Genomic DNA, 19,486 nt, shown 5'->3' on the forward strand with positions numbered 1-19,486 from the left:
GGGATTTTGATATCATGATCGCTCGAAGGAGCATGTGGCATCGTATTGACGAATCATACACGTAGCGTATTTTTTAGCTCAGATACTTTAGTCTAGCGAAAAAAATACGAGAGTGGGGAAATTATGATTGCCCGAAGGATAATTTGGCAAAAAAAAGACTCTTCTTACACATAGCGTTTTGTTTAGGACTTAATTGTTACTAACTAAACAAAACAAAGAAGAGCAGGATTGCTAAATGACGAATCCTACTCCACGTTTTGTTTAGTCGTTTTAAGACTTAAACTAAAACGAAGGTAGGGAGAATTGATGGACGAGAGGATTATTCGTTATTTCTTCAGCGACATATAGCGTAGTTAGTTTTTTCGTAAACTAACTGAAAGCTACATGTGAGCTCGTAGTTAGTTTACAACACAAAAAGGACTACTAACTACGGAAAGAAGGAATAACGATGAGGAACATCCAAAGTCGGCAAATTATTAAAGAAATTTTTATGGTTTTAATCGGTTCATTTATTTTAGCAGCAGCGCTATATCACATTCACTTCCAAAACCACTTAACAGAAGGTGGCTTTGTAGGAATTGCACTATTCATTCAAAACTTTTATGATATTTCACCATCTATTTCAACTGTATTAATGGATATCCCAATTATTTTACTGTGTGCTTCATTTTTAGGTAGAAAAATGGTTGGCTATTCATTCTTAGGTTCAATTTCATTCGGAGTATTTTATTCCTTTATGGAAAATTATTCTCCATTTACGGTAGATTTATCTAATAACTTATTTATAGCTGCAGTAGTTGGCGGTGCGTTAGCTGGTATTGGACTCGGTTTTATATTGCGATTTGGCGGTGCAACCGGTGGAGACGATATTTTAACAATTGTATTAAGTAAACGAACTCGTTTTACAATTGGGCAAATTTTCTTCGTCTTTGACGCGATTGTTCTTGCGCTTTCATTATATTATTTAAATTGGACAGAAATTGCTTTTACTATTCTTTCGATTGCCGTACAGGCAAAAACATTGGATTTAATTTATTATCCAAAAACAGAAAAAACAGCAGAAAAGCAGCCAGTATCTGTTCCAATGTCCAAAAAACATGCAACAAATTAAAAAAGCGAAAGGCTTCGGCCTCTCGCTTTTTTTTTATGCTCTTTTTTCTTTCTCGACTATATGGCGCACTTGATAAAATCTATTTGCAAATTCAGTAACGTTTCTTGTTAAACGATAATTCACTGTAGATCCAATTGCCATTCCAATTACCGGAATACCTTGGAATAATTTACGACGAAGAGCATAAATCGAAAATGTCTTCAAAATTTGTTTTAACACAACTTCAGTAGAAGCTGTTTGTAACACTGCTTCGTCTCCTTCATAAAAGAACGAATCTTCTTGTTCCAGCTCTTGCAATAAATTGTACCATGCGTATTGCTGAAGTCTTCCTGGTAGTAATGACGCGTGAAACACCTTTAACGCAAGCATCATTTCGTATGGCTTGTTCACATCATGTCCAAATGATGTTGCAATAAGTTGGACTGCCTTCACATTTAACGCGATCATAACCGGAAAATCCGCCGTTAATAATAATAAACCTCCAGCACCTGTCGCCCCGCCTTGCACAAATGAATATAGACGATGACGTGCTGTTTGCTGCTCTGCTATGTATGTTAACTGATCAATAGATAATGCTTTCAAATCTTCAAGCTGTTCAATCGATTCATCAAATAATCTCGATGTTCCTAAAATCCGATTACGTGCGTCTAACTGTGCTTGTGAACTTTGAATAAATGCATGCAAATGAAAGAGCCATCCATCTGCTTTCGTGAAGAATTCTTTTCGCTTTTTCTCAGGTAATTTCGCAACTGTAGTATGTAACCATTTATCAAACACTTTTTGAAAATCGGTCGCTTCTTGCTCAACTAATTGCGCTTCCCATTCTTTTATATTGTCTAAAATGGCTTGTTCTCGCTTCGATCGCATCGTAACAACCACCTCGTTCGATTTTTTTCTATTGTAACATATTTCTGCTTATTCTTTACAAATATGCTTGTATATCTCTTTTCACATACCCTTTATGAGTGACATAAAATAATAGCAAAAAGGATGAGATACTTCACATGAATCTATCCAATCTAAAACAAAACTATAACGCAGTATTCAGCTTAGGACAAAACTGTTGGCCTGCTTGGGCATTATATCAATTAGAATTATCACTATTTTTTGGCGTTATTGATTTTATGCTAAGTCCTTCATTAACGAAAGTAAATTTATTATTACAAAATCGATTTGACCGTTTTTTAAATTTCGAAAATCTATCCTTCATCTCATTTTGGGATGATGATGCCAAATTAAGATTAAGGGACAACCTTTATGAAATTGACTCCTGTCATGACTTTAAAACAGATGTAAACACACCAAATTATTGGCCTTCTTATACAGAAATTAAGTTAAACTATGAACATCGAATTAATCGTTTTCTAACTACAATTGAAACGGCAGAATCCATATTGTTTATTCGAACTGGAGGAACATATGAAGAAGCATGTTCCCTAGAACAAATTTTATCTCAAATCGTTACACATACATTCTCTGTCCTATTGCTAATTCCTGCCGATATACCAACTATCACCCAAGAAGATTGGGGATTACAACGTACTTGCGTTATGAAATGTCCTATTATGGATGTATACCAATACAATGAAGCATTTTGGAAAGACTTATTTGATGGAATTACAGTTAGACCACACACTTAAATACACGATACTTTTATCACACCATACATTATAATCGTCCTTATACGAAACAAATAAGGAGTGATTCTATATGTATCCACGTGCAAAAGCTTTCGGTCTTGCTGTACATCAAGATCGCCTTCTCGTACAAGAATATCATACAGAAGGCGAAACATATTATCGTCCTCTTGGCGGTTCCATTGAACTTGGTGAAAAATCAGCACATACTGTTATTCGGGAGTTTACAAAAGAGCTTCATACGGAGATAGAAATCATCAATTATTTAGGTTGTTTAGAAAATGTCTTTCATCTAGATGGGGGCATTGGTCATGAAATTATTCAACTATATTCTTTGCGTTTATTAGACACGTCACTATATGAAATGAAAATATTAAATATACAAGATGAGGAAACAGTAGCGTATGCGAAATGGATTCCTATTACGGCATTCATTCAGAAAGAAAAAATATTATATCCGGATGGAGTTTTAAAATATATCCAAAAGAAAAAAGACGAAATCCTATAGGATCTCGTCTTTCTTTTCATATATTAACCAATATCTCCAAGACGTAGTACGTCACGAGCAATCATAACTTCTTCGTCAGTTGGAATTACGATAATTTTTACTGGAGAGTGTGGGAAGCTGATGAATGCTTCTTCACCGAATACGTTATTACGTTTTGCATCAAAGTATACGCCCATGTACTCAAGGCCTTCTAATACGCGCTCACGAATAATCGCACTGTTCTCACCTACACCAGCTGTGAAGATGATTGCGTCTACACCTTTCATACGAGCAGTGTAAGAACCGATGTATTTGTGGATACGGCTTACGAATACATCAAGTGCTACTTTCGCACGGTGGTCGCCTTCTTCTTCTTTCGCAATGATGTCACGTAGGTCACTAGAGTAACCAGTAAGACCTAACATACCACTCTTCTTGTTTAATACGTTAACTACTTCTTCTACTGTTTGGCCTGTTTTTTCCATGATGTATGGAATTAACGCAGGGTCAAGGTTACCAGAACGTGTACCCATTGTTACACCAGCAAGTGGAGTGAAGCCCATAGAAGTATCGATAGATTTACCGCCTTCTACTGCTGCGATACTTGCACCGTTACCTAAGTGACAAGAAAGTAAGCTTAAGCTTTCAATTGGACGACCTAATAATTCAGCCGCACGCTCAGTTACATATTTATGAGAAGTTCCGTGGAAACCGTATTTACGGATGCCGAATTTTTCATAGTACTCATATGGTAAGCTGTATAGGAATGCAGATTCTGGCATTGTTTGGTGGAATGCTGTATCGAATACTGCTACTGCTGGTACGTTTGGTAATACTTCTTGGAATGCTTTAATACCAACAACGTTTGCTGGGTTATGAAGTGGTGCTAAATCGCTTAATTCTTCGATATCAGCTAATACTTCATCAGTAATTAAAACAGAGTCAGCAAATTTTTCGCCGCCGTGAACAACACGGTGACCGATACCGCCAATCTCATCTAGAGATTTAACGATTCCGTTTTCAGTTAATTTTTTAAGAAGCATATTAACTGCTACTGCGTGATCTGGAATGTTTGTAATTTCTTTTTGTTTTTCGCCATCTACAGTAATAGTGAAGATACTATCTTCTAAACCGATACGTTCTACTAAACCTTTTGTTAATACTGTTTCACTTGGCATTTCAAATAATTGGAATTTTAAGGAAGAGCTTCCTGCGTTAATCGCGATGATTTTTGACATCTAGTCTTTCGCCCCTTTTTCTCTTGGTAGTTGTGTGGATGTTTCCACAAACCGCTCGATTTTATCTGATCAAATTCACCAAATATGAAAACGTTTCATCATTAGCAAATTTTATACTCACGATTTTAATTTAAACATCGTCCGACATATATTTCAAGTGAAAAAATTGTAACACCAAGAAAAAATATATATTACAGATTTCAAAAAAATTCAGTTAAATCTAGTATATATTTAAAAATATGACATATTATATAAAACTGTACTACATGAATCACTAATGCTGTTACATACACCCAGCTTTATTTATGTGTTGCAAACCAAGTATTTAATTGATCCATAATGTTCTCCATCGCCTTCATGTTAGAGAATTTAGGCAACTCCACTAATAACGCCTGTTTTGGCATTGTTACATTAGCGCCTTTCTTTTGGAGAACAAATATACTTTTTGCATTTTTCTCGTTTTTAAACATGGAAACAGGAAGCTGTAATAACCCTTGAATAAAGCATGTTTCTTTAATAAATGCATGTAATTTTGGTGCCTGGTCACTTTCAAAAATGAAGTTTGGTACTAAGAAGAATAAGTACCCGCCCTCTTTCGTATGTTTCACACTTTGTTCAATAAATAAGTGATGAGCATACGACATTCCTTCATCTGCTTTTAATTTATATTCACTGGCACCGATTTCGTTTGGATAGTAACCAATCGGTAAGTCTGAAACGACTGCATCAACTGGATCGATATAAAGTGGTGCTAGTCCATCTTGATGGAAGAATTCGATTGCATGCTTTTGTAAATTTGCATTTACTAAAGCAAGTTTAATTAGCACTTCATCCACTTCTACACCAAATCCACTCATTGTTAGTCCTTCTTTGGCGCTATTAAACACTGTAGTCATTAAATTTCCTGTTCCAATTGCAGGATCTAAAACTGTAATTTCGTTTTGACCTTGCATAAATTTATGGAATAAGTAACTCATGAACATCCCAACTGCATCAGGCGTCATTTCATGATTGGCTTGTACGCCTTCTTTCATTCCTTTTAAGATGGCTAACTGAAATGCTTTACGAATTTCTTCACCTTTATATGTTTCTTCATTAAACGTACTATATTCACGATTCAGCCTTTCAATTGCTGATTCGGATAATTCCTCTTGTAAAATCGCTCCCTCAAACAAGTTATCACCTGTTTCTACAAGCGCCTCTAAATATGTCACATCTAATTCTTTACGTAAAACTACCGCAGAAGAATCAAAAATAGAAAATAATGTTTCCACTGTCTGACTCACGTACATTCCTCCTTCTCTCTTTTACACATAACTTATATCATACCACAAAGTGATTTTTTCCAAAAAGAAAAAGCGACCTCCTGTAAAGAGCTCCCTCTCAAGTTATATATGATATAACGTTTTTTCTCATATATCGGCACCGTTACGCAGCGATATATGAGAAAAAACGACCTCTTTATAAGAGGTCATTTCCTTCACATTACTTTGCAGATTTAGCTGCTTCTAATGCTGCTTCATAGTTTGGATGGCTTGTACCTTCGCCTACGTATTCTACGTAAACTACTTTGTCGTTGCTATCTACTACGAATACTGCACGAGCAAGTAAACGAAGTTCTTTCATTACTAAGCCGTAAGCTTCACCGAATGAAAGGTCACGGTGGTCAGAAAGTGTTACAACATTTTCTAAACCGTTTGCTGCACACCAGCGTTTTTGAGCAAATGGTAAATCAGCGCTAATTGTTAATACTTTTGCGTTTTCAATACCTGCTGCATCTTGGTTAAAACGACGTGTTTGTGCATCACACACACCTGTATCGATTGAAGGTACAACACTAATTAATTTTACTTCGCCTTTGTATGTTTCTAAACTTACTGGAGATAAGTCGTTTGCTAATACTTGGAAGTTTGGCGCTTGATCGCCAACTTTAACTTCTGTTCCAACTAAAGTCATTGGATTACCTTTAAAAGTTACGTTTGCCACTTGAAAATCCTCCCTTATTTAAACAAAATATGTACAATGTAAATGATAGTTTGTCCCTATCGATAATGCAAATAAAATCGCTTTATTTACAAAAAAATAAAAGAAGCTAACCTATTGATTAGCTTCTTTATTCGTTAAATTTGAAATTCAGGATCATCTTCTTTTCGTTTATCCATCATTTCTTTCACTTTATCAACAGCTTGTGGCGCTAATTCAATTATTTTATCGATGACATGCGTTTGCTTATCTAAATGTAATACTTTTACACCATCTCCATTTATAACAAGAAAGGCAACAGGATTAATAGAAACTCCTCCTCCACTTCCTCCGCCAAATGGATGACGGCCTGAATGTTCTACCCTACCAAATTCACTTCCACCAGCAGCAAATCCGAAACTTACTTTCGAAACAGTAAGAATTACACTTCCATCTGCCGCTTTAATTGGGTCACCAACAATTGTATTTACATCAGTCATTTGTTTTAAATGCTGCATTGCGGTTGTCATTAAACCTTGAATTGGATGGTCCATTCTATATCCCCCCTATGCTTGAACAGATTTTTCTGTCATACCAGATTTTTGCTGCCTCATAAATATGAGCAATTTCACCGCTGTTTTTATAGTACGAAATATACGAAAAGATGCTGTTAACTCGCATCTCGATGCAAATCCTTTCCCTTGAAAAACAGGAGTAATTTCAAATTCTGGTACATCGACAATATGCATATATTGTCCGACAACTCCAGCAGCCATTCCTTTTGTCCCCCATGCATATCCAGTGACAATTCCAGTACTAGCTGCGTCGCCTGCTCCAATTTGCGTATGCCATTTCCAACCATTGATTTTCACTCGTTTGAGAAAATCTTTAACGATAGTATGAACTTTTTGAAGCCTTTTTATCAGTTCCCCAATACTGTCAAGTTGCGCCATAATTTTATTATCTAGTCCGCCGTCCTCTTCAGCTTTTTCGATTTTCTGTCCTGTTTTTTTCTGCTGTTTTTCAATTCTTTCCAATACATCAAATGTATATCGAATCATCCATATTTTCACTTGAAATAAACATTGCTTTTCCATTTCTGAATATAAAAATGTCACCTTAAGCGATATTTTCGACAATAGTATAAGCAAAATAAAAAGGAGAAGAATTATTATTCCAATTACGAGCCACTTCATACGTATCATCCTTTCACTCCGTACCCATTATCGACAACTTTATTCATCATTAAACAGAGTTCCATAAGATTGAATATAAAAATTTTTCTAAAAATAAAAAGGTATTTTGACAATTTGTATCGAAATATATTATTTGAACATATCATCAGGGAACGGACTCTAATGATATGTAGCACGAAAAACAGAAAATTTAACTGCAGTGGAGGGATACATAATGGCAGATCGTCGCAATTTATTTTTCTTTTATGGTGATGACAAAGCAACGCTCGTTGAAAAAATGAAACCAATCTATCGTATTTTAGAAGAGAATGGATTTACCATATTAGATCATCCAAAAAATGCAAACGCTATCGTCAGTGTTGGAGATGATGCAACCTTCTTACAAGCCGTTCGTAAAACTGGTTTTAGAGAAGATTGCTTATACGCAGGGATTTCTACGAAAGATGAAACTTCGTTCTACTGCGATTTCCACATTGATCACGTTGATACAGCCCTTCAAGAAATTACAAAAAATGAAATTGAAGTGCGAAAATATCCAACAATTCAGGTAGATGTAGATCATGGTACATCTTTCTATTGTTTAAATGAGTTCTCATTACGTTCTAGCATTATTAAAACATTCGTTGTAGATGTTCACGTTGATGATTTATATTTCGAAACATTTAGAGGAGACGGTTTAGTAGTTTCTACCCCAACAGGAAGTACTGCTTACAATAAATCATTGCATGGTGCAGTTGTTGACCCACTTATTCCATGTTTCCAAGTAAGCGAACTAGCATCTTTAAACAACAACACTTACCGTACGCTCGGTTCACCGTTCATTTTAAATCACGAACGTACATTAACTTTAAAACTAAGACCAGACGGTAACGATTATCCTGTTATTGGCATGGATAACGAAGCGCTTAGCATTAAACAAGTGGAAAAAGCTGTTGTACGCTTAAGCGATAAACAAATTAAAACAGTTAAATTAAAAAATAATTCGTTCTGGGAAAAAGTACAGAGAACGTTTTTATAGGATTAAAATAACCGCAGAATTATGGAATTCCATAATTCTGCGGTTATTTATTTACCCCGATTGACGCGAACAATAATCTCTTACTATCCGGCCGTTATTCTTGTCAGTTTTTGTCGGTAAGTCGATATATTTTAATAATCGCTGATATATTTCGAGTTACGGTCGATATATTCCGAAAATCGCTGATATATTTTTACACATCTTTTCTATAGACAACTCGGCCATCTATTACAGTCATTTCTGCTTGTACTTCTTTTATTTCTTCTGCCTCAATTTCAAAAATATTGTGGTCTAATATTGTAAAGTCTGCTTCATATCCTTTTGTAATTTGCCCTCGTTTCGCTTCTTTTCCGATTGCATAGGCACTTCCTGTTGTAAATAAAGAAACAGCCTCATATACCGTTAATCTTTCCTCAGGCATATAGCATACACCGTCAATAAAACTTCTACGTGTAACAGCGCTATATATGCCTAGAAACGGATTTACTTGTTCAATAGGAGCATCTGAACCACCATTACAATGTAGTCCTGCTTCCAGTAATGTCTTCCAAGCATACGCATAACGAAGACGGTGTTCTCCCAGTTTTTCAATGACTGACGGAAAATCTGATGAAAGAAAGACTGGCTGTATATCGATAATGGCTTGCAAGTTTTTCATTCTTTCTATCAACTCTTCACGAGCAAGCTGACAATGAATAATGCGGTCACGTAACCCTTTTGCTGGTGGATATAATTCGAGTGCATCAATGACATATTCAAGCGATAAATCACCGATAGTATGAATCGCAACTGGCATATGTAAATCTCGTGCTTTCTTCACTAATTCCGCAAGTTCTTCACGTGAGAAAATTGCAACCCCATTCGTTTCCTTCGCATCTTCATACGGTTCACTTAATAATGCTGTTCTTCCGCCAAAAGAACCGTCAGAAAAAATTTTCATTGCCCCAAATTCAATATAATGTTCATTTTCATATTCTTTTCGTTCATGTGCTACTTCATGATGAACGAGCAAATGGGCTTTAAATGGCATTTCTTTTATAACGTGAGAAAACGCATTATATGTTTTTCTAAAACCACCGTAGTAATTTAAATCTTCCGTATGCCCGCCAACAAGTCCGTATTTCCAGCAATCTTTAATCGCTGTTTGCAAAGCTCTTTGTAAATACGCTTCATCAATTTCAGGCTGAACATGTTTAATTAATTCTTGTCCTTGTTCATATAAAAGTCCTGTTAACTTATTTGATGAATCCCTACCGATTTTCCCGCCTTTTGGATTTTGCGTCGCTTCTGTTATGTTCGCTTCTTGCAATATGTATGAATTCACCCATGTAACGTGACGACAAACTCGCTTTAATAAAATGGGGTGTTCTTTCGAAATTTCATCTAAATCACGCGCGTGAACATCTTTCGTATCTGTAAAGTTATTTTCATTCCATCCTTCTCCAATAATCCAAGAGCCCTTTGGAGCTTCTTTCACTCGCTTCTGAACAAGAGTAAGCACCTCACCATAAGATGTACAATTTGATAAATCTAGACGGAGTAATCTCTCTCCATGCCCAATAAGATGCATATGGCTATCAACGAGGCCTGGGATCATTGTTTTGCCTTTTAAATCGTGCAATGTAACCGCGGCATATTGGTTTTCTAACTCTTCTTTACTTCCAAAATCAACGATCGTACCGTTTTCAACGTAAACAGCGTCCACTTTTTCATTTTCTTCTCTCATTGTGTAAATGGTGCCGCCATACCAAATTTCTCCCATATATCCCATCTCCTTTATTTTTTATTGTATAAAAAAAAGCACCATTTCAAAACATGGTGCTTTTCTAAAAATTACTTTTGTTCAGTAGTAGACGTTGTAACTTGCCATTCAATATTAAATTTATCTTTTACTTGTCCGTATGCTGGGCTCCAGAATGTTTCTTGAAGTGGCATCATAACCTCTCCACCTTCTTGTAACTTATCGAATACTTCTTTTGCTTTTTCTGCATTACTAATTTGAATTGCGATTGTTACTTGAGATCCGATTGCATGTCCTTGACCTGGGAATGTATCAGAAATCATAAGATCCGTATTACCAACTTTTAAAGTAGCGTGTAAAACGCGCTCTTTCGCTTCAGCTGGAATAGGGTATTCTGGATTTTCAGGCATGTCACCAAAAGTTTGCATGACTTCTACTTTTGCATCTAAAGCCTCTTTATAAAACTGTACAGCTTCTTGCCCACTACCATCTAAAACTAAGTACGGATTAATACCTAAAATCATACGGACACCTCTTTTTTAAGTTTATAAAATCGAACTTGTGTTCGTTTTTATATTATCATTGTTTTGCATTTCATTCAACTATTTACTTCACTGTTTTCAAAATTATTTTGACGGAATCTCCATCTCTTGTTTTCTAAGTTCAATACGGCGAATTTTTCCAGAAATCGTTTTTGGTAGTTCATCTACAAATTCAATTTTGCGAGGGTATTTATATGGTGCAGTGAGTTCTTTGACGTGTTGTTGGAGTGTTGGAATTAATGTTTCTTCGTTCTTTTCTATATTCTCTCTTAATACGATAAATGCCTTCACGACACTTCCCCGAATTTCATCAGGACTTGCGACAACCGCACATTCTCTTACGTAAGGATGTTTTACAAGCGCATCCTCTACTTCAAACGGCCCGATTGTATAACCAGAGCTAATAATGATATCATCACCACGCCCTTCAAACCAGAAGTAGCCGTCTTCATCTTTCTTCGCTTTATCACCTGTAATATAATAATCACCGCGGAATTGCATCGCTGTACGTTCATCGTCTTTATAATATTGTTTAAAGAGGGCCGGCGTTTCAATGTGAACTGCAATATCACCAACTTCGCCTACTTTAACTGGAATACCTTCCTCATTTACAATATCGACGTGGTTACCTGGCGTTGGTTTCCCCATTGATCCTGGTCTAATATCCATCCCTTTCATTACACCAACAAGTAGTGTATTTTCCGTTTGCCCATAGCCGTCTCTTACTGTAATATCAAAGTGCTTTTGGAATGTTCCAATGACTTCTCTATTTAACGGCTCACCTGCGGATACAGCGCTATGTAACGCCTCTAAATTGTACTCGCTTAAATCTTCTACCTTTGCCATTAATCTATACTCAGTCGGTGTACAACAAAGCACATTCACCTTATTATCGTCTAATAAATTTAAATACGTTTTCGGTTCAAACTTGCCGTTGTACACAAATCCTGTTGCCCCTGAACCGAGAGTTGCTAAAAACGGGCTCCAAATCCATTTTTGCCACCCTGGACTAGCCGTTGCCCATACAACATCATTCTCTTCAATTCCGAGCCAATTCGGGGCGCTTGTACGTAAATGAGCGTATGCCCACGCGTGCGTATGAACAACACCTTTCGGGTTTCCTGTCGTCCCAGACGTGTAAGATAAAAAGACCATATCTTCTTTATCTGTTTTCGCCATTTCTAACATGTCACTTTCTGTTTCTAATGCTGTTTTTAAATTGATCCACCCGTCTACTGACTGCTCGCTCAGGACGAATTTTTGAAGGGATTCCATTGCTTCTATATCATCAAACTGTCCAATGTACGGCTCATAGCTTACTATCGCTTTTACTTCGCCATGTCCAATTCGATATTCAATATCTTTTTTACGCAACATTTCCGAACTTGGAATTACGACAAATCCCGCTTTAATCGCAGCGATATACGTCATGTACGCTTCAATTAAACGCGGCATCATAATAAGGAGCTTGTCCCCTTTTTGTAAGCCACTTTTTATAAAAGCGTTTCCAATTTTATTTGCCCCTTGCATTAATTCAAAATATGTAACTTCTCGTCTATTCCCTTTATCATCTTGCCAAATTAAAGCAAGCTTCTCTTTATCGTCTGTATATTTCTCTATTTCTGAAACTAAATTATAAGATGGTGGTGCCAACAATTCCTCTCTCTTCATAAACATCCTCCTTTTTCTTTATGCCTCCCTTATATAATAAAGAATTTTCAGTAAATTTTGAACCCTCTTCTTTTGACAATTTTTTTATGCTTTTGTCGAAATGAATTTATACTAATATGAACAACAAAAAGAAAGAGCGGGAGAACCCGCTCTTTCTAAGCCATCATATGGGATTATTTTTGGTAACCGCCTAATTGTTGCTCAGCTAGTGAAACTAGACGTTTAGTGATTTCACCACCAACAGAACCGTTAGCGCGAGCTGTTGCATCAGCTCCAAGTTGAACACCAAACTCTTGAGCGATTTCGTATTTCATTTGGTCTAATGCTGATTCAGCACCAGGAACCGCTAATTTATTTGTGCTACGTGACATGTTATATCACCTCCTTGTGAGTATAGAGTGTGATAAATAACATGACTTCATACACGTTTTAAATATGGTAATTTATGGTTTTAGAAAAGTTCTTCAAATTTTTCTTCTTCCGCCACTACTTCAACCGTTTGTAATACCATTGTTTCTTTGTTCGCTACAGCTTCTTCGATTAACGGTGTGAAATCGTATTTCGCTTCAAATCGATTTGCTTTTTCACGCTTCGGCTTCGTCGCCGGGCTAGCTGGTGTGAATACTGTACAGCAATCTTCGTATGGACGAATTGAAATATCATACGTGCCGATTTCTTCAGCAATTTTAATAATTTCTAATTTATCCATCGTAATAAGCGGACGAATAACTGGGTAGTTTGTTACTTCGTTAATCGTATGCATGCTATCTAATGTTTGGCTTGCTACTTGTCCAAGACTTTCACCAGTTGTGATTGCAAGTGCGTTACGCTCCTCAGCAATCTGCTCTGTAATACGCATCATCATACGGCGCATAACCGTCATTGAATAGCTAGATGGGATTTCTTTATTAATCGTTTTTTGCACTTCTGTAAACGGAATAAGGTGAAGCGTTACACGTTTACAGTATTTCGTTAACTCTTGTGCTAAATCGATTACTTTTTGTTTTGCACGCTCACTTGTGAAAGGTGGGCTATGGAAGTGAACTGCTTCCACAGATACGCCGCGTTTCATCGTTAAGTACGCTGCTACTGGGCTATCAATACCACCAGAAAGAAGTACCATTACTTTTCCGCCAACGCCAACTGGTAAACCGCCAGCTCCCATGTGCTCACCACACATAATATAGCTGTAACCACTGCGAATTTCTACACGTACATTCACATCTGGATTATGGACGTCTACTGTGATATCCTCTGTATTTTCTAAAATGTGCCCACCGATTTCTGGAAGTAACTCCATCGTCTTCATTGGGAAGCGCTTATCAGAACGGTGCACTGTAATTTTAAATGTTTTCACATCATCTTTTACTTGTAAGAAAGCTGCTAATGCACCTTTTTTAATATCTTCTAATTCTGATGGTACTTTCATCGCTAAGTTAAACTTATGAATACCAAATACGTCTTTCAATCTTTCAGAGATTGCTTCATGATCTTCACCATTTAACTGGATGTACATACGGTCATGCGTTGCATCAATTTTAATATTTGGGAACTTTTTCAGTTTGAACTTCACGTTATCTTTTAATGTGCTTACAAATTTAGAACGGTTTTTACCTTTTGTCGTCATTTCTCCGTAACGCACTAAAATATATTCATATGTCATCATATTTCTTTACCTCATCACTTCATATAATTTTGGCATCGTCTCTTTTACAATACCTTCAAATTGTTTTACTTCTTCCATCGTGTTGTCTGGTGCCAAACTAATACGAATAGCACTTGCAGCTGCTGCATGCGGCACTCCCATTGACACTAACACTCTGCTCACTTCATTTGCTTTTGAAGAACAAGCAGACTTCGTCGATACATATACACCGTGCTCTTCTAAAGCATGAACGACTACTTCTGGTTTTAAACCAACAAATGATACATTTAAAATGTGCGGTGCTGCATATGCAAGCGATGTATTAATCGTCACATCTTCCATCTCTTTAAAGAAGCTGACAAGCTCTGCTTGTAAACTTTGCAAATGAGCTATCTTTTCTTTCACTTGTTCCATTGTCATGCGAAGTGCTTTCACCATCGCTACAATGCCAGGTAAATTCTCTGTACCAGAGCGATACTTAAGCTCTTGTTGACCACCTGATAAAATCGGATCTAATCTTACGCCATCACGTATATAAAGAAGACCCGTTCCTTTTACACTGTGGAATTTATGTCCAGATATTGAGCAAAGATCAATATGAGAAGCATATAAATCAAGCGGTACTTTTCCTATCCCTTGTACATGATCTACATGGAATCTTATTTTCGGATGATTCGATAATAACGTTCCAATTTCAGCAACGGGCTGAATTGCTCCAGTTTCGTTGTTCACATGAATAATTGACACAAGAATCGTATCTTCACGAAGTGCTCGTTTTACATCCTCTACCGATACGACACCGTGCTCGTTAACCGGTAAATATGTTACATCAAATCCGAGTTCTTCTAATTGCTTATATGCCTCAAACACAGACGCGTGTTCAATATTTGTTGTAATGATATGTTTGCCGCGCGAACGATTCCTCATCGCTATCCCTTTAATCGCAAGGTTGTTCCCTTCCGTTCCACCTGATGTGAAAATAATTTCAGAAGGTTTAACGTGAAGAAGCTGCGCTGCAATCGTTCTTGATTGTGTTAATAGACGCTCTGCCTCTCCTCCAAGCGAATGAATAGAAGAAGGATTACCAAAATATTTCCCAGCAACCGTCACGTACGATTGAAGAGCTTCTGGATATGGCTTCGTCGTCGCACTATTATCAAAATAGATCATCGTTCTTCCCCTTTCAGCGCTATCACATCATATAATCATATCATAAATACGTGTCATTACGCTAAGACTACGCAAAGGTTCCGTTTTATCCCGATTAGTGAATAATAATAATTAGTGAGATACCCCCACTGATTACAGTTTCACTTTATTTTGAAACGAATAACCTTACTGTATTCCGCTATTCATTATAGCAACATCGCCTGCAAAATTACACAAAAAAACAAACCCTTTTATGAAAGGGTTTGTTCATTGTCTACATATTCAGCTATTTTTTGAACAACACCAGGTTCAAGTTGCTCTAGTACAGAAGCGGCTTGTTCTAAAGCTGCATCGTATTGATATTCACGGAATAATTTCTCCGCATAATTTAAGCTTTCTGCAAGGCTTTCATCATGACTGCGGTAACGGTTACCGTATTGAATTAATTTTTCAACTAAATACGCTTGTCCAATTAATTCTTCTGTCATTTCAGCTACACCGTTCACAGTTGTGTATGCTTCTTCTAAACTGCTATTTACAGCGTTCATATTTAACGGCTTCACTTCTAATTGTTCATATACAGCTTGCATTGCCATTTGCCCTCTTTTTAAATCTTCCATAATACTCTCTGGAAGACCTGGCAAATTCGACTTTTGCATAAAGCGTTTCGTTTCGAAAATAGTATTTCGCATTTCTTGTAACTTCTCACGCGCTTCAAATTCTTCTTTACGCATCGTTTGCAGCATTTCTTTATATTCTGCATGAAGTACTTTTAACGTTTCACATTGCTCATAAACCTCTTCTAGTTCCTCACGAATAATAGAGAAGGCAATATCTTGTTCAGCAACGCGTAATTGTAGCATTTCAAAACGTTTCGTTAAAATGTGCATTTGCTTTTCAATTACTTTTTGAGATTCAATATCCTTATCTTGCAATTGATAGCTTTGTTTCACAAGTTGTGTTTCTGTTTTCGTTTCAATCGTTTCGATACGTATTTCTTCTAAGTCTTCATAAACAGAAAGTGTTTTTTGCTCCACATAATGTCTCGCATGCACCTCTTGCTCAAGTTGATCATAGAAACCATCTAAACGAGTTTTTAAGTCTTCCACTTTTTCAGCCGCTTCTGTTATATGAAGCTCCTGTATATCCATTAAACATGTGTTTAGTTGTGTCGTCATATCACGAACTTCTTTAGGGATTTCCAAATACTCTAATACATAACCTTGTCTTACCATATCATTATGACCCTGTAATAAATCTTCCAGTTGAACTGGTAGCGTCGCTTGACACTCTACTAATAAATCTGGAATTTGGTGAATAATGATTTCTAAACTTGCTAAACCTTCTTCTAAACTAATAACAATTTCTCTCGCTTTTAAGTAGTCACCATTATCTGTTGCTTCTTCAAAGCTTTTAAATTTATTAGATTCAGCGTCTAGCATCTCTTCGATTTTCTGCTCTGCTGCTCCATACATATGTCTATGAGCAAGAACACTCTTTTTCATACTACGATATGTATCACGTAACCCTTCAATTTCCGAGCTATTTTTCTCATGGCTTTCTAACAATTGCTGTAATTCATTTAAAACACCTGTAATACGATTATCAGCGTCATCTAAACCACTTATGGATTCGTTCATCGCATGCTTTGCTTTTCGGAAGGAGAATTGCGAGGCGAATTTTCGCGCTTGCGCTAAATCTTTGTCAGCTTTCGGAAGGGTTGTTGATACAATTTCATCCCATTCTTCACGCCATTTACCAAACAGTTCTTCTGTTTGACCCGTCATGTTTAAATCTTTTACCCGTTTTAGTTCATCTGCCACAGGTTTATCTTTTATCTCTTGTTTCCACTGCTCCAGTGCTTCAATATCTTTATATGAACGATTTCTTATCACAAGCTCTATCATGAGCAGCACTAGAATAGAGCTTACTACAATGATAACGATCGTCAGGATAGAATCCATGCAAAAAAGCCTCCTAGTTATATCTCTTTTTTTGTCCGTTCCGTTTATGAAATGGAAGGCATTATGTATAAAAAGGGAATTCCCCTATATTTAACAACTAACAATGTACTAATCATACCATGTAATGGCTTGTTTTTGACCTAGTTTTTTTTAAAATTTCATGTTTCTTTCAATGCGATTGTAATCTTTCTCAATATTCCGCCTACCTCACTACCTATCCTCAAATGATTGTAATAACAAACAATCTTTCGTATGAGATACGAAATAAATTTTCCGCATGAGTGGTGGTTCAACAGAAATTCCATGTACATTTCCCTGCCTTACAGACTGCTCTACTGCCCTTTCTGGAAGTAAAGTGATGCCAAGGCCAGCTTTTACCATTGCAAGCATCGGTTCTGCGTAAGATGTTTCCACAGCTATAGTTGGTTTTACACCTATCTCATGAAACATGTTCATAATCATTTTCCTTACATCGCATATTTCTGGATATACAATTAATTTTTCATTTTGCAGCTCTTCTATTTGAATGACTTTCTTCTCTTTATACGGATGATTATTTGAAATGACACAAACAATTTTCTCTTGTTGCACTTCTTTTATATACGTAGCACCTTCTACTACCGAATCGATGAACATCGCGTCAATCTCCCGCGCTTTAAATAAATCTCTTAATACTTCCGTATGTCCGATTTGCCACTCTACTTCGAACTCATCACCTAATACATCTTTACACTCTAATATGTAATGCTCTGCTAAACTCGGTAGTATACCAATTGAAAACTTTCGGTTCTCTTGATACCTCCTCATTTCTGTTTTCACTTCATTTATTTGTTCCAAAATCGGTAGCATTCTTTTTATAAATAACTCTCCTGCCTCCGTTAACTGCACTCCTTGCGCAGAACGCTTAAGTAAAGTAACCTCTAAATCCGCTTCTAACTTTTGAATTTGCTTACTAAGCGCTGGTTGAGATATATGTAAAATCTTACTTGCCTTTGATAAACTTCGCGTATGCTTCACTTCGATAAACGATCGTACTGCCTCCAAATCCATCGTACACACCTCTAACAAAAAGTTATAACCGTTATAAGAAATCGATATTTCCTCCTATAAACAATTACTCTTTATACTTATTTCATCAACTTACTATAACGAAATGCAAAGGGGAAAGATACTCTTGAACAAAAAACAAATGCTACTCGGATTCTTTCTATGCTTACTCGCCGTAACTGCCTGGGGATTTATGTTTCCTGTAATGGCAAATGCCCTGCAATTTATCGATCCGTTCTTCTTCACAACGATTCGCTATGGATCAGCAGCTATTATTTTTCTTATTTTGCTATTAATTACTGAAGGGAAGACTTCACTCCGCTTAGAAAAAAGAACACTTTCTCTGTTCTTTTACGGGACAGTCGGTTTCGCAGGATATGGTTTTCTCGTTTTCTACGGACAACAACTTGCCGGGCCTTCTGGAGCAATCCATGCAGCGATGATTCAGTCTCTCATGCCACTAATTGCCTTATCATTACAATGGATAACAAAAAACAAGCGCCCACAAAACTACACATTCCTTTGTATGTTCGTTGCATTACTCGGTGTTATGCTTGTCATTTCAAAAGGAAATATTCACTTATTATTTGGAGCTGCAAGCCACTTATCGACAAATATATTGATGCTATGCGGCGTTACTTGCTGGGTCATTTATACAAACGGGGGTGCTCGTTTTCAATCTTGGTCACCACTTCGATATACGACATTAACTTGTTTATTTGGCTCCATTTCACTCATAGTTATTGTTACTTTCTTAACGTATACAAATATAGTTACTATGCCGTCACTGCGTACAGTTGTGAGTGTTCGTTTTGAGCTCTTTTATATGTCGATTATCGCAGGAGTTATCGCTGTATTTTGCTGGAATATGGGCAATCGCTATATTTCATCTATTAACGGCATATTATTTATGAATTTAGTTCCTATCCTTGCCCTGATCGGTTCTATGTTTCGAGGTTATACAGTCGATAAAATTGAAATCGCTGGAGCTGCATTAACAATTATCGCGCTATTATGTAACAATTCATGGCAAAGAAAAGTAAACATAAAAATCCCCACCTCAGTTCGTTAGGTGGGG

General features: G+C 36.7%; 19 protein-coding genes. 5 read left to right on the plus strand and 14 right to left on the minus strand.

The genetic code is table 11. The features are described 5' to 3' along the window. Positions 1-448 precede the first annotated feature (448 nt). Positions 449-1,111 (plus strand): YitT family protein, encoded by a 663-nt coding sequence (locus tag OXT04_RS11215; RefSeq protein ID WP_001244515.1) that lies wholly within the window; start codon positions 449-451, stop codon positions 1,109-1,111. Between the two features lie 33 nt (positions 1,112-1,144). On the opposite strand, the gene OXT04_RS11220 is transcribed toward OXT04_RS11215, so the two are convergent. Further along, positions 1,145-1,978, minus strand: a complete 834-nt coding sequence (locus OXT04_RS11220) for an EcsC family protein (RefSeq protein WP_001256853.1) — start codon at positions 1,976-1,978, stop codon at positions 1,145-1,147. 137 nt (positions 1,979-2,115) lie between these two features. Between OXT04_RS11220 and OXT04_RS11225 the strand changes: the two genes are divergently transcribed. Both OXT04_RS11225 and OXT04_RS11230 read left to right on the plus strand, forming a co-directional pair. Next, on the plus strand, positions 2,116-2,751 hold the full coding sequence (locus tag OXT04_RS11225; protein ID WP_069356295.1) for a DUF1796 family putative cysteine peptidase: 636 nt from the start codon (positions 2,116-2,118) through the stop codon (positions 2,749-2,751). 70 nt (positions 2,752-2,821) lie between these two features. Next, on the plus strand, positions 2,822-3,256 hold the full coding sequence (locus OXT04_RS11230; RefSeq protein WP_000283498.1) for an NUDIX hydrolase: 435 nt from the start codon (positions 2,822-2,824) through the stop codon (positions 3,254-3,256). Between the two features lie 23 nt (positions 3,257-3,279). On the opposite strand, the gene ackA is transcribed toward OXT04_RS11230, so the two are convergent. The 5 genes from ackA to OXT04_RS11255 form a co-directional block, all read right to left on the minus strand. Next, the gene (ackA, locus tag OXT04_RS11235) at positions 3,280-4,473 is read right to left on the minus strand and encodes an acetate kinase (protein ID WP_000034575.1); all 1,194 of its coding nucleotides are present in this window, start codon (positions 4,471-4,473) and stop codon (positions 3,280-3,282) included. A gap of 299 nt (positions 4,474-4,772) precedes the next feature. Further along, entirely contained in the window at positions 4,773-5,759 is a 987-nt protein-coding gene (locus OXT04_RS11240) for a class I SAM-dependent methyltransferase (RefSeq protein ID WP_000084363.1), read from the minus strand. 199 nt (positions 5,760-5,958) lie between these two features. Continuing rightward, positions 5,959-6,459, minus strand: a complete 501-nt coding sequence (gene tpx, locus OXT04_RS11245) for a thiol peroxidase (protein ID WP_000024527.1) — start codon at positions 6,457-6,459, stop codon at positions 5,959-5,961. A 134-nt stretch (positions 6,460-6,593) separates the two neighbouring features. Next, the gene (ytfJ, locus tag OXT04_RS11250) at positions 6,594-6,989 is read right to left on the minus strand and encodes a GerW family sporulation protein (RefSeq protein WP_000350007.1); all 396 of its coding nucleotides are present in this window, start codon (positions 6,987-6,989) and stop codon (positions 6,594-6,596) included. A 12-nt stretch (positions 6,990-7,001) separates the two neighbouring features. Next, complete coding sequence (locus tag OXT04_RS11255) at positions 7,002-7,640, minus strand: DUF2953 domain-containing protein (RefSeq protein WP_002094156.1); 639 nt, start codon at positions 7,638-7,640, stop codon at positions 7,002-7,004. A 205-nt stretch (positions 7,641-7,845) separates the two neighbouring features. On the opposite strand from OXT04_RS11255, the gene OXT04_RS11260 reads away from it, so the two are divergent. After that, positions 7,846-8,649, plus strand: coding sequence for an NAD kinase (locus OXT04_RS11260; RefSeq protein WP_078400670.1), 804 nt, complete (start codon positions 7,846-7,848; stop codon positions 8,647-8,649). Positions 8,650-8,842: 193 nt separating this feature from the next. Here the strand turns inward: OXT04_RS11260 and OXT04_RS11265 are convergent, their stop codons facing one another. From OXT04_RS11265 to OXT04_RS11300, 8 genes are all read right to left on the minus strand, one after another. After that, complete coding sequence (locus tag OXT04_RS11265) at positions 8,843-10,411, minus strand: amidohydrolase (RefSeq protein WP_097821768.1); 1,569 nt, start codon at positions 10,409-10,411, stop codon at positions 8,843-8,845. A gap of 71 nt (positions 10,412-10,482) precedes the next feature. Further along, a complete protein-coding gene (locus OXT04_RS11270; protein ID WP_000600352.1) occupies positions 10,483-10,914 on the minus strand; it encodes a VOC family protein in 432 nt (143 codons plus the stop codon). Positions 10,915-11,016: 102 nt separating this feature from the next. Beyond that, positions 11,017-12,603 (minus strand): acyl-CoA synthetase MbcS, encoded by a 1,587-nt coding sequence (gene mbcS, locus OXT04_RS11275; RefSeq protein ID WP_000817726.1) that lies wholly within the window; start codon positions 12,601-12,603, stop codon positions 11,017-11,019. 173 nt (positions 12,604-12,776) lie between these two features. Beyond that, entirely contained in the window at positions 12,777-12,974 is a 198-nt protein-coding gene (locus OXT04_RS11280; RefSeq protein ID WP_000091640.1) for an alpha/beta-type small acid-soluble spore protein, read from the minus strand. Between the two features lie 80 nt (positions 12,975-13,054). Next, a complete protein-coding gene (thiI, locus tag OXT04_RS11285; protein ID WP_000989274.1) occupies positions 13,055-14,269 on the minus strand; it encodes a tRNA uracil 4-sulfurtransferase ThiI in 1,215 nt (404 codons plus the stop codon). Between the two features lie 6 nt (positions 14,270-14,275). Next, positions 14,276-15,418 (minus strand): cysteine desulfurase family protein, encoded by a 1,143-nt coding sequence (locus OXT04_RS11290; protein ID WP_097924984.1) that lies wholly within the window; start codon positions 15,416-15,418, stop codon positions 14,276-14,278. Positions 15,419-15,648: 230 nt separating this feature from the next. Further along, positions 15,649-17,361 carry a septation ring formation regulator EzrA gene (ezrA, locus tag OXT04_RS11295; RefSeq protein WP_000377317.1) on the minus strand — a complete coding sequence of 571 codons (1,713 nt, stop codon included), beginning with the start codon at positions 17,359-17,361 and terminating at the stop codon, positions 15,649-15,651. Between the two features lie 210 nt (positions 17,362-17,571). After that, on the minus strand, positions 17,572-18,411 hold the full coding sequence (locus OXT04_RS11300) for a LysR family transcriptional regulator (RefSeq protein WP_065229436.1): 840 nt from the start codon (positions 18,409-18,411) through the stop codon (positions 17,572-17,574). A gap of 124 nt (positions 18,412-18,535) precedes the next feature. Between OXT04_RS11300 and OXT04_RS11305 the strand changes: the two genes are divergently transcribed. Next, a complete protein-coding gene (locus OXT04_RS11305; protein WP_065229437.1) occupies positions 18,536-19,480 on the plus strand; it encodes a DMT family transporter in 945 nt (314 codons plus the stop codon). Positions 19,481-19,486 lie beyond the last annotated feature (6 nt).

The organism is Bacillus sp. GC_Bacil_1, from assembly GCF_026540675.1.
GTDB classification, from domain to species: domain Bacteria; phylum Bacillota; class Bacilli; order Bacillales; family Bacillaceae_G; genus Bacillus_A; species Bacillus_A cereus.

Bases quoted from the DNA above. Each gene is read 5' to 3' on its own strand.
- OXT04_RS11280 (WP_000091640.1), bottom strand. From the start codon at position 12,974: ATGTCACGTAGCACAAATAAATTAGCGGTTCCTGGTGCTGAATCAGCA.
- OXT04_RS11300 (WP_065229436.1), bottom strand. From the start codon at position 18,411: ATGGATTTGGAGGCAGTACGATCGTTTATCGAAGTGAAGCATACGCGA.
- ezrA (WP_000377317.1), bottom strand. From the start codon at position 17,361: ATGGATTCTATCCTGACGATCGTTATCATTGTAGTAAGCTCTATTCTA.
- OXT04_RS11290 (WP_097924984.1), bottom strand. From the start codon at position 15,418: ATGATCTATTTTGATAATAGTGCGACGACGAAGCCATATCCAGAAGCT.
- OXT04_RS11265 (WP_097821768.1), bottom strand. From the start codon at position 10,411: ATGGGAGAAATTTGGTATGGCGGCACCATTTACACAATGAGAGAAGAA.
- OXT04_RS11255 (WP_002094156.1), bottom strand. From the start codon at position 7,640: ATGATACGTATGAAGTGGCTCGTAATTGGAATAATAATTCTTCTCCTT.
- OXT04_RS11225 (WP_069356295.1), top strand. From the start codon at position 2,116: ATGAATCTATCCAATCTAAAACAAAACTATAACGCAGTATTCAGCTTA.
- mbcS (WP_000817726.1), bottom strand. From the start codon at position 12,603: ATGAAGAGAGAGGAATTGTTGGCACCACCATCTTATAATTTAGTTTCA.
- OXT04_RS11270 (WP_000600352.1), bottom strand. From the start codon at position 10,914: ATGATTTTAGGTATTAATCCGTACTTAGTTTTAGATGGTAGTGGGCAA.
- OXT04_RS11260 (WP_078400670.1), top strand. From the start codon at position 7,846: ATGGCAGATCGTCGCAATTTATTTTTCTTTTATGGTGATGACAAAGCA.
- ytfJ (WP_000350007.1), bottom strand. From the start codon at position 6,989: ATGGACCATCCAATTCAAGGTTTAATGACAACCGCAATGCAGCATTTA.
- OXT04_RS11215 (WP_001244515.1), top strand. From the start codon at position 449: ATGAGGAACATCCAAAGTCGGCAAATTATTAAAGAAATTTTTATGGTT.
- OXT04_RS11220 (WP_001256853.1), bottom strand. From the start codon at position 1,978: ATGCGATCGAAGCGAGAACAAGCCATTTTAGACAATATAAAAGAATGG.
- ackA (WP_000034575.1), bottom strand. From the start codon at position 4,473: ATGTCAAAAATCATCGCGATTAACGCAGGAAGCTCTTCCTTAAAATTC.
- thiI (WP_000989274.1), bottom strand. From the start codon at position 14,269: ATGATGACATATGAATATATTTTAGTGCGTTACGGAGAAATGACGACA.
- OXT04_RS11230 (WP_000283498.1), top strand. From the start codon at position 2,822: ATGTATCCACGTGCAAAAGCTTTCGGTCTTGCTGTACATCAAGATCGC.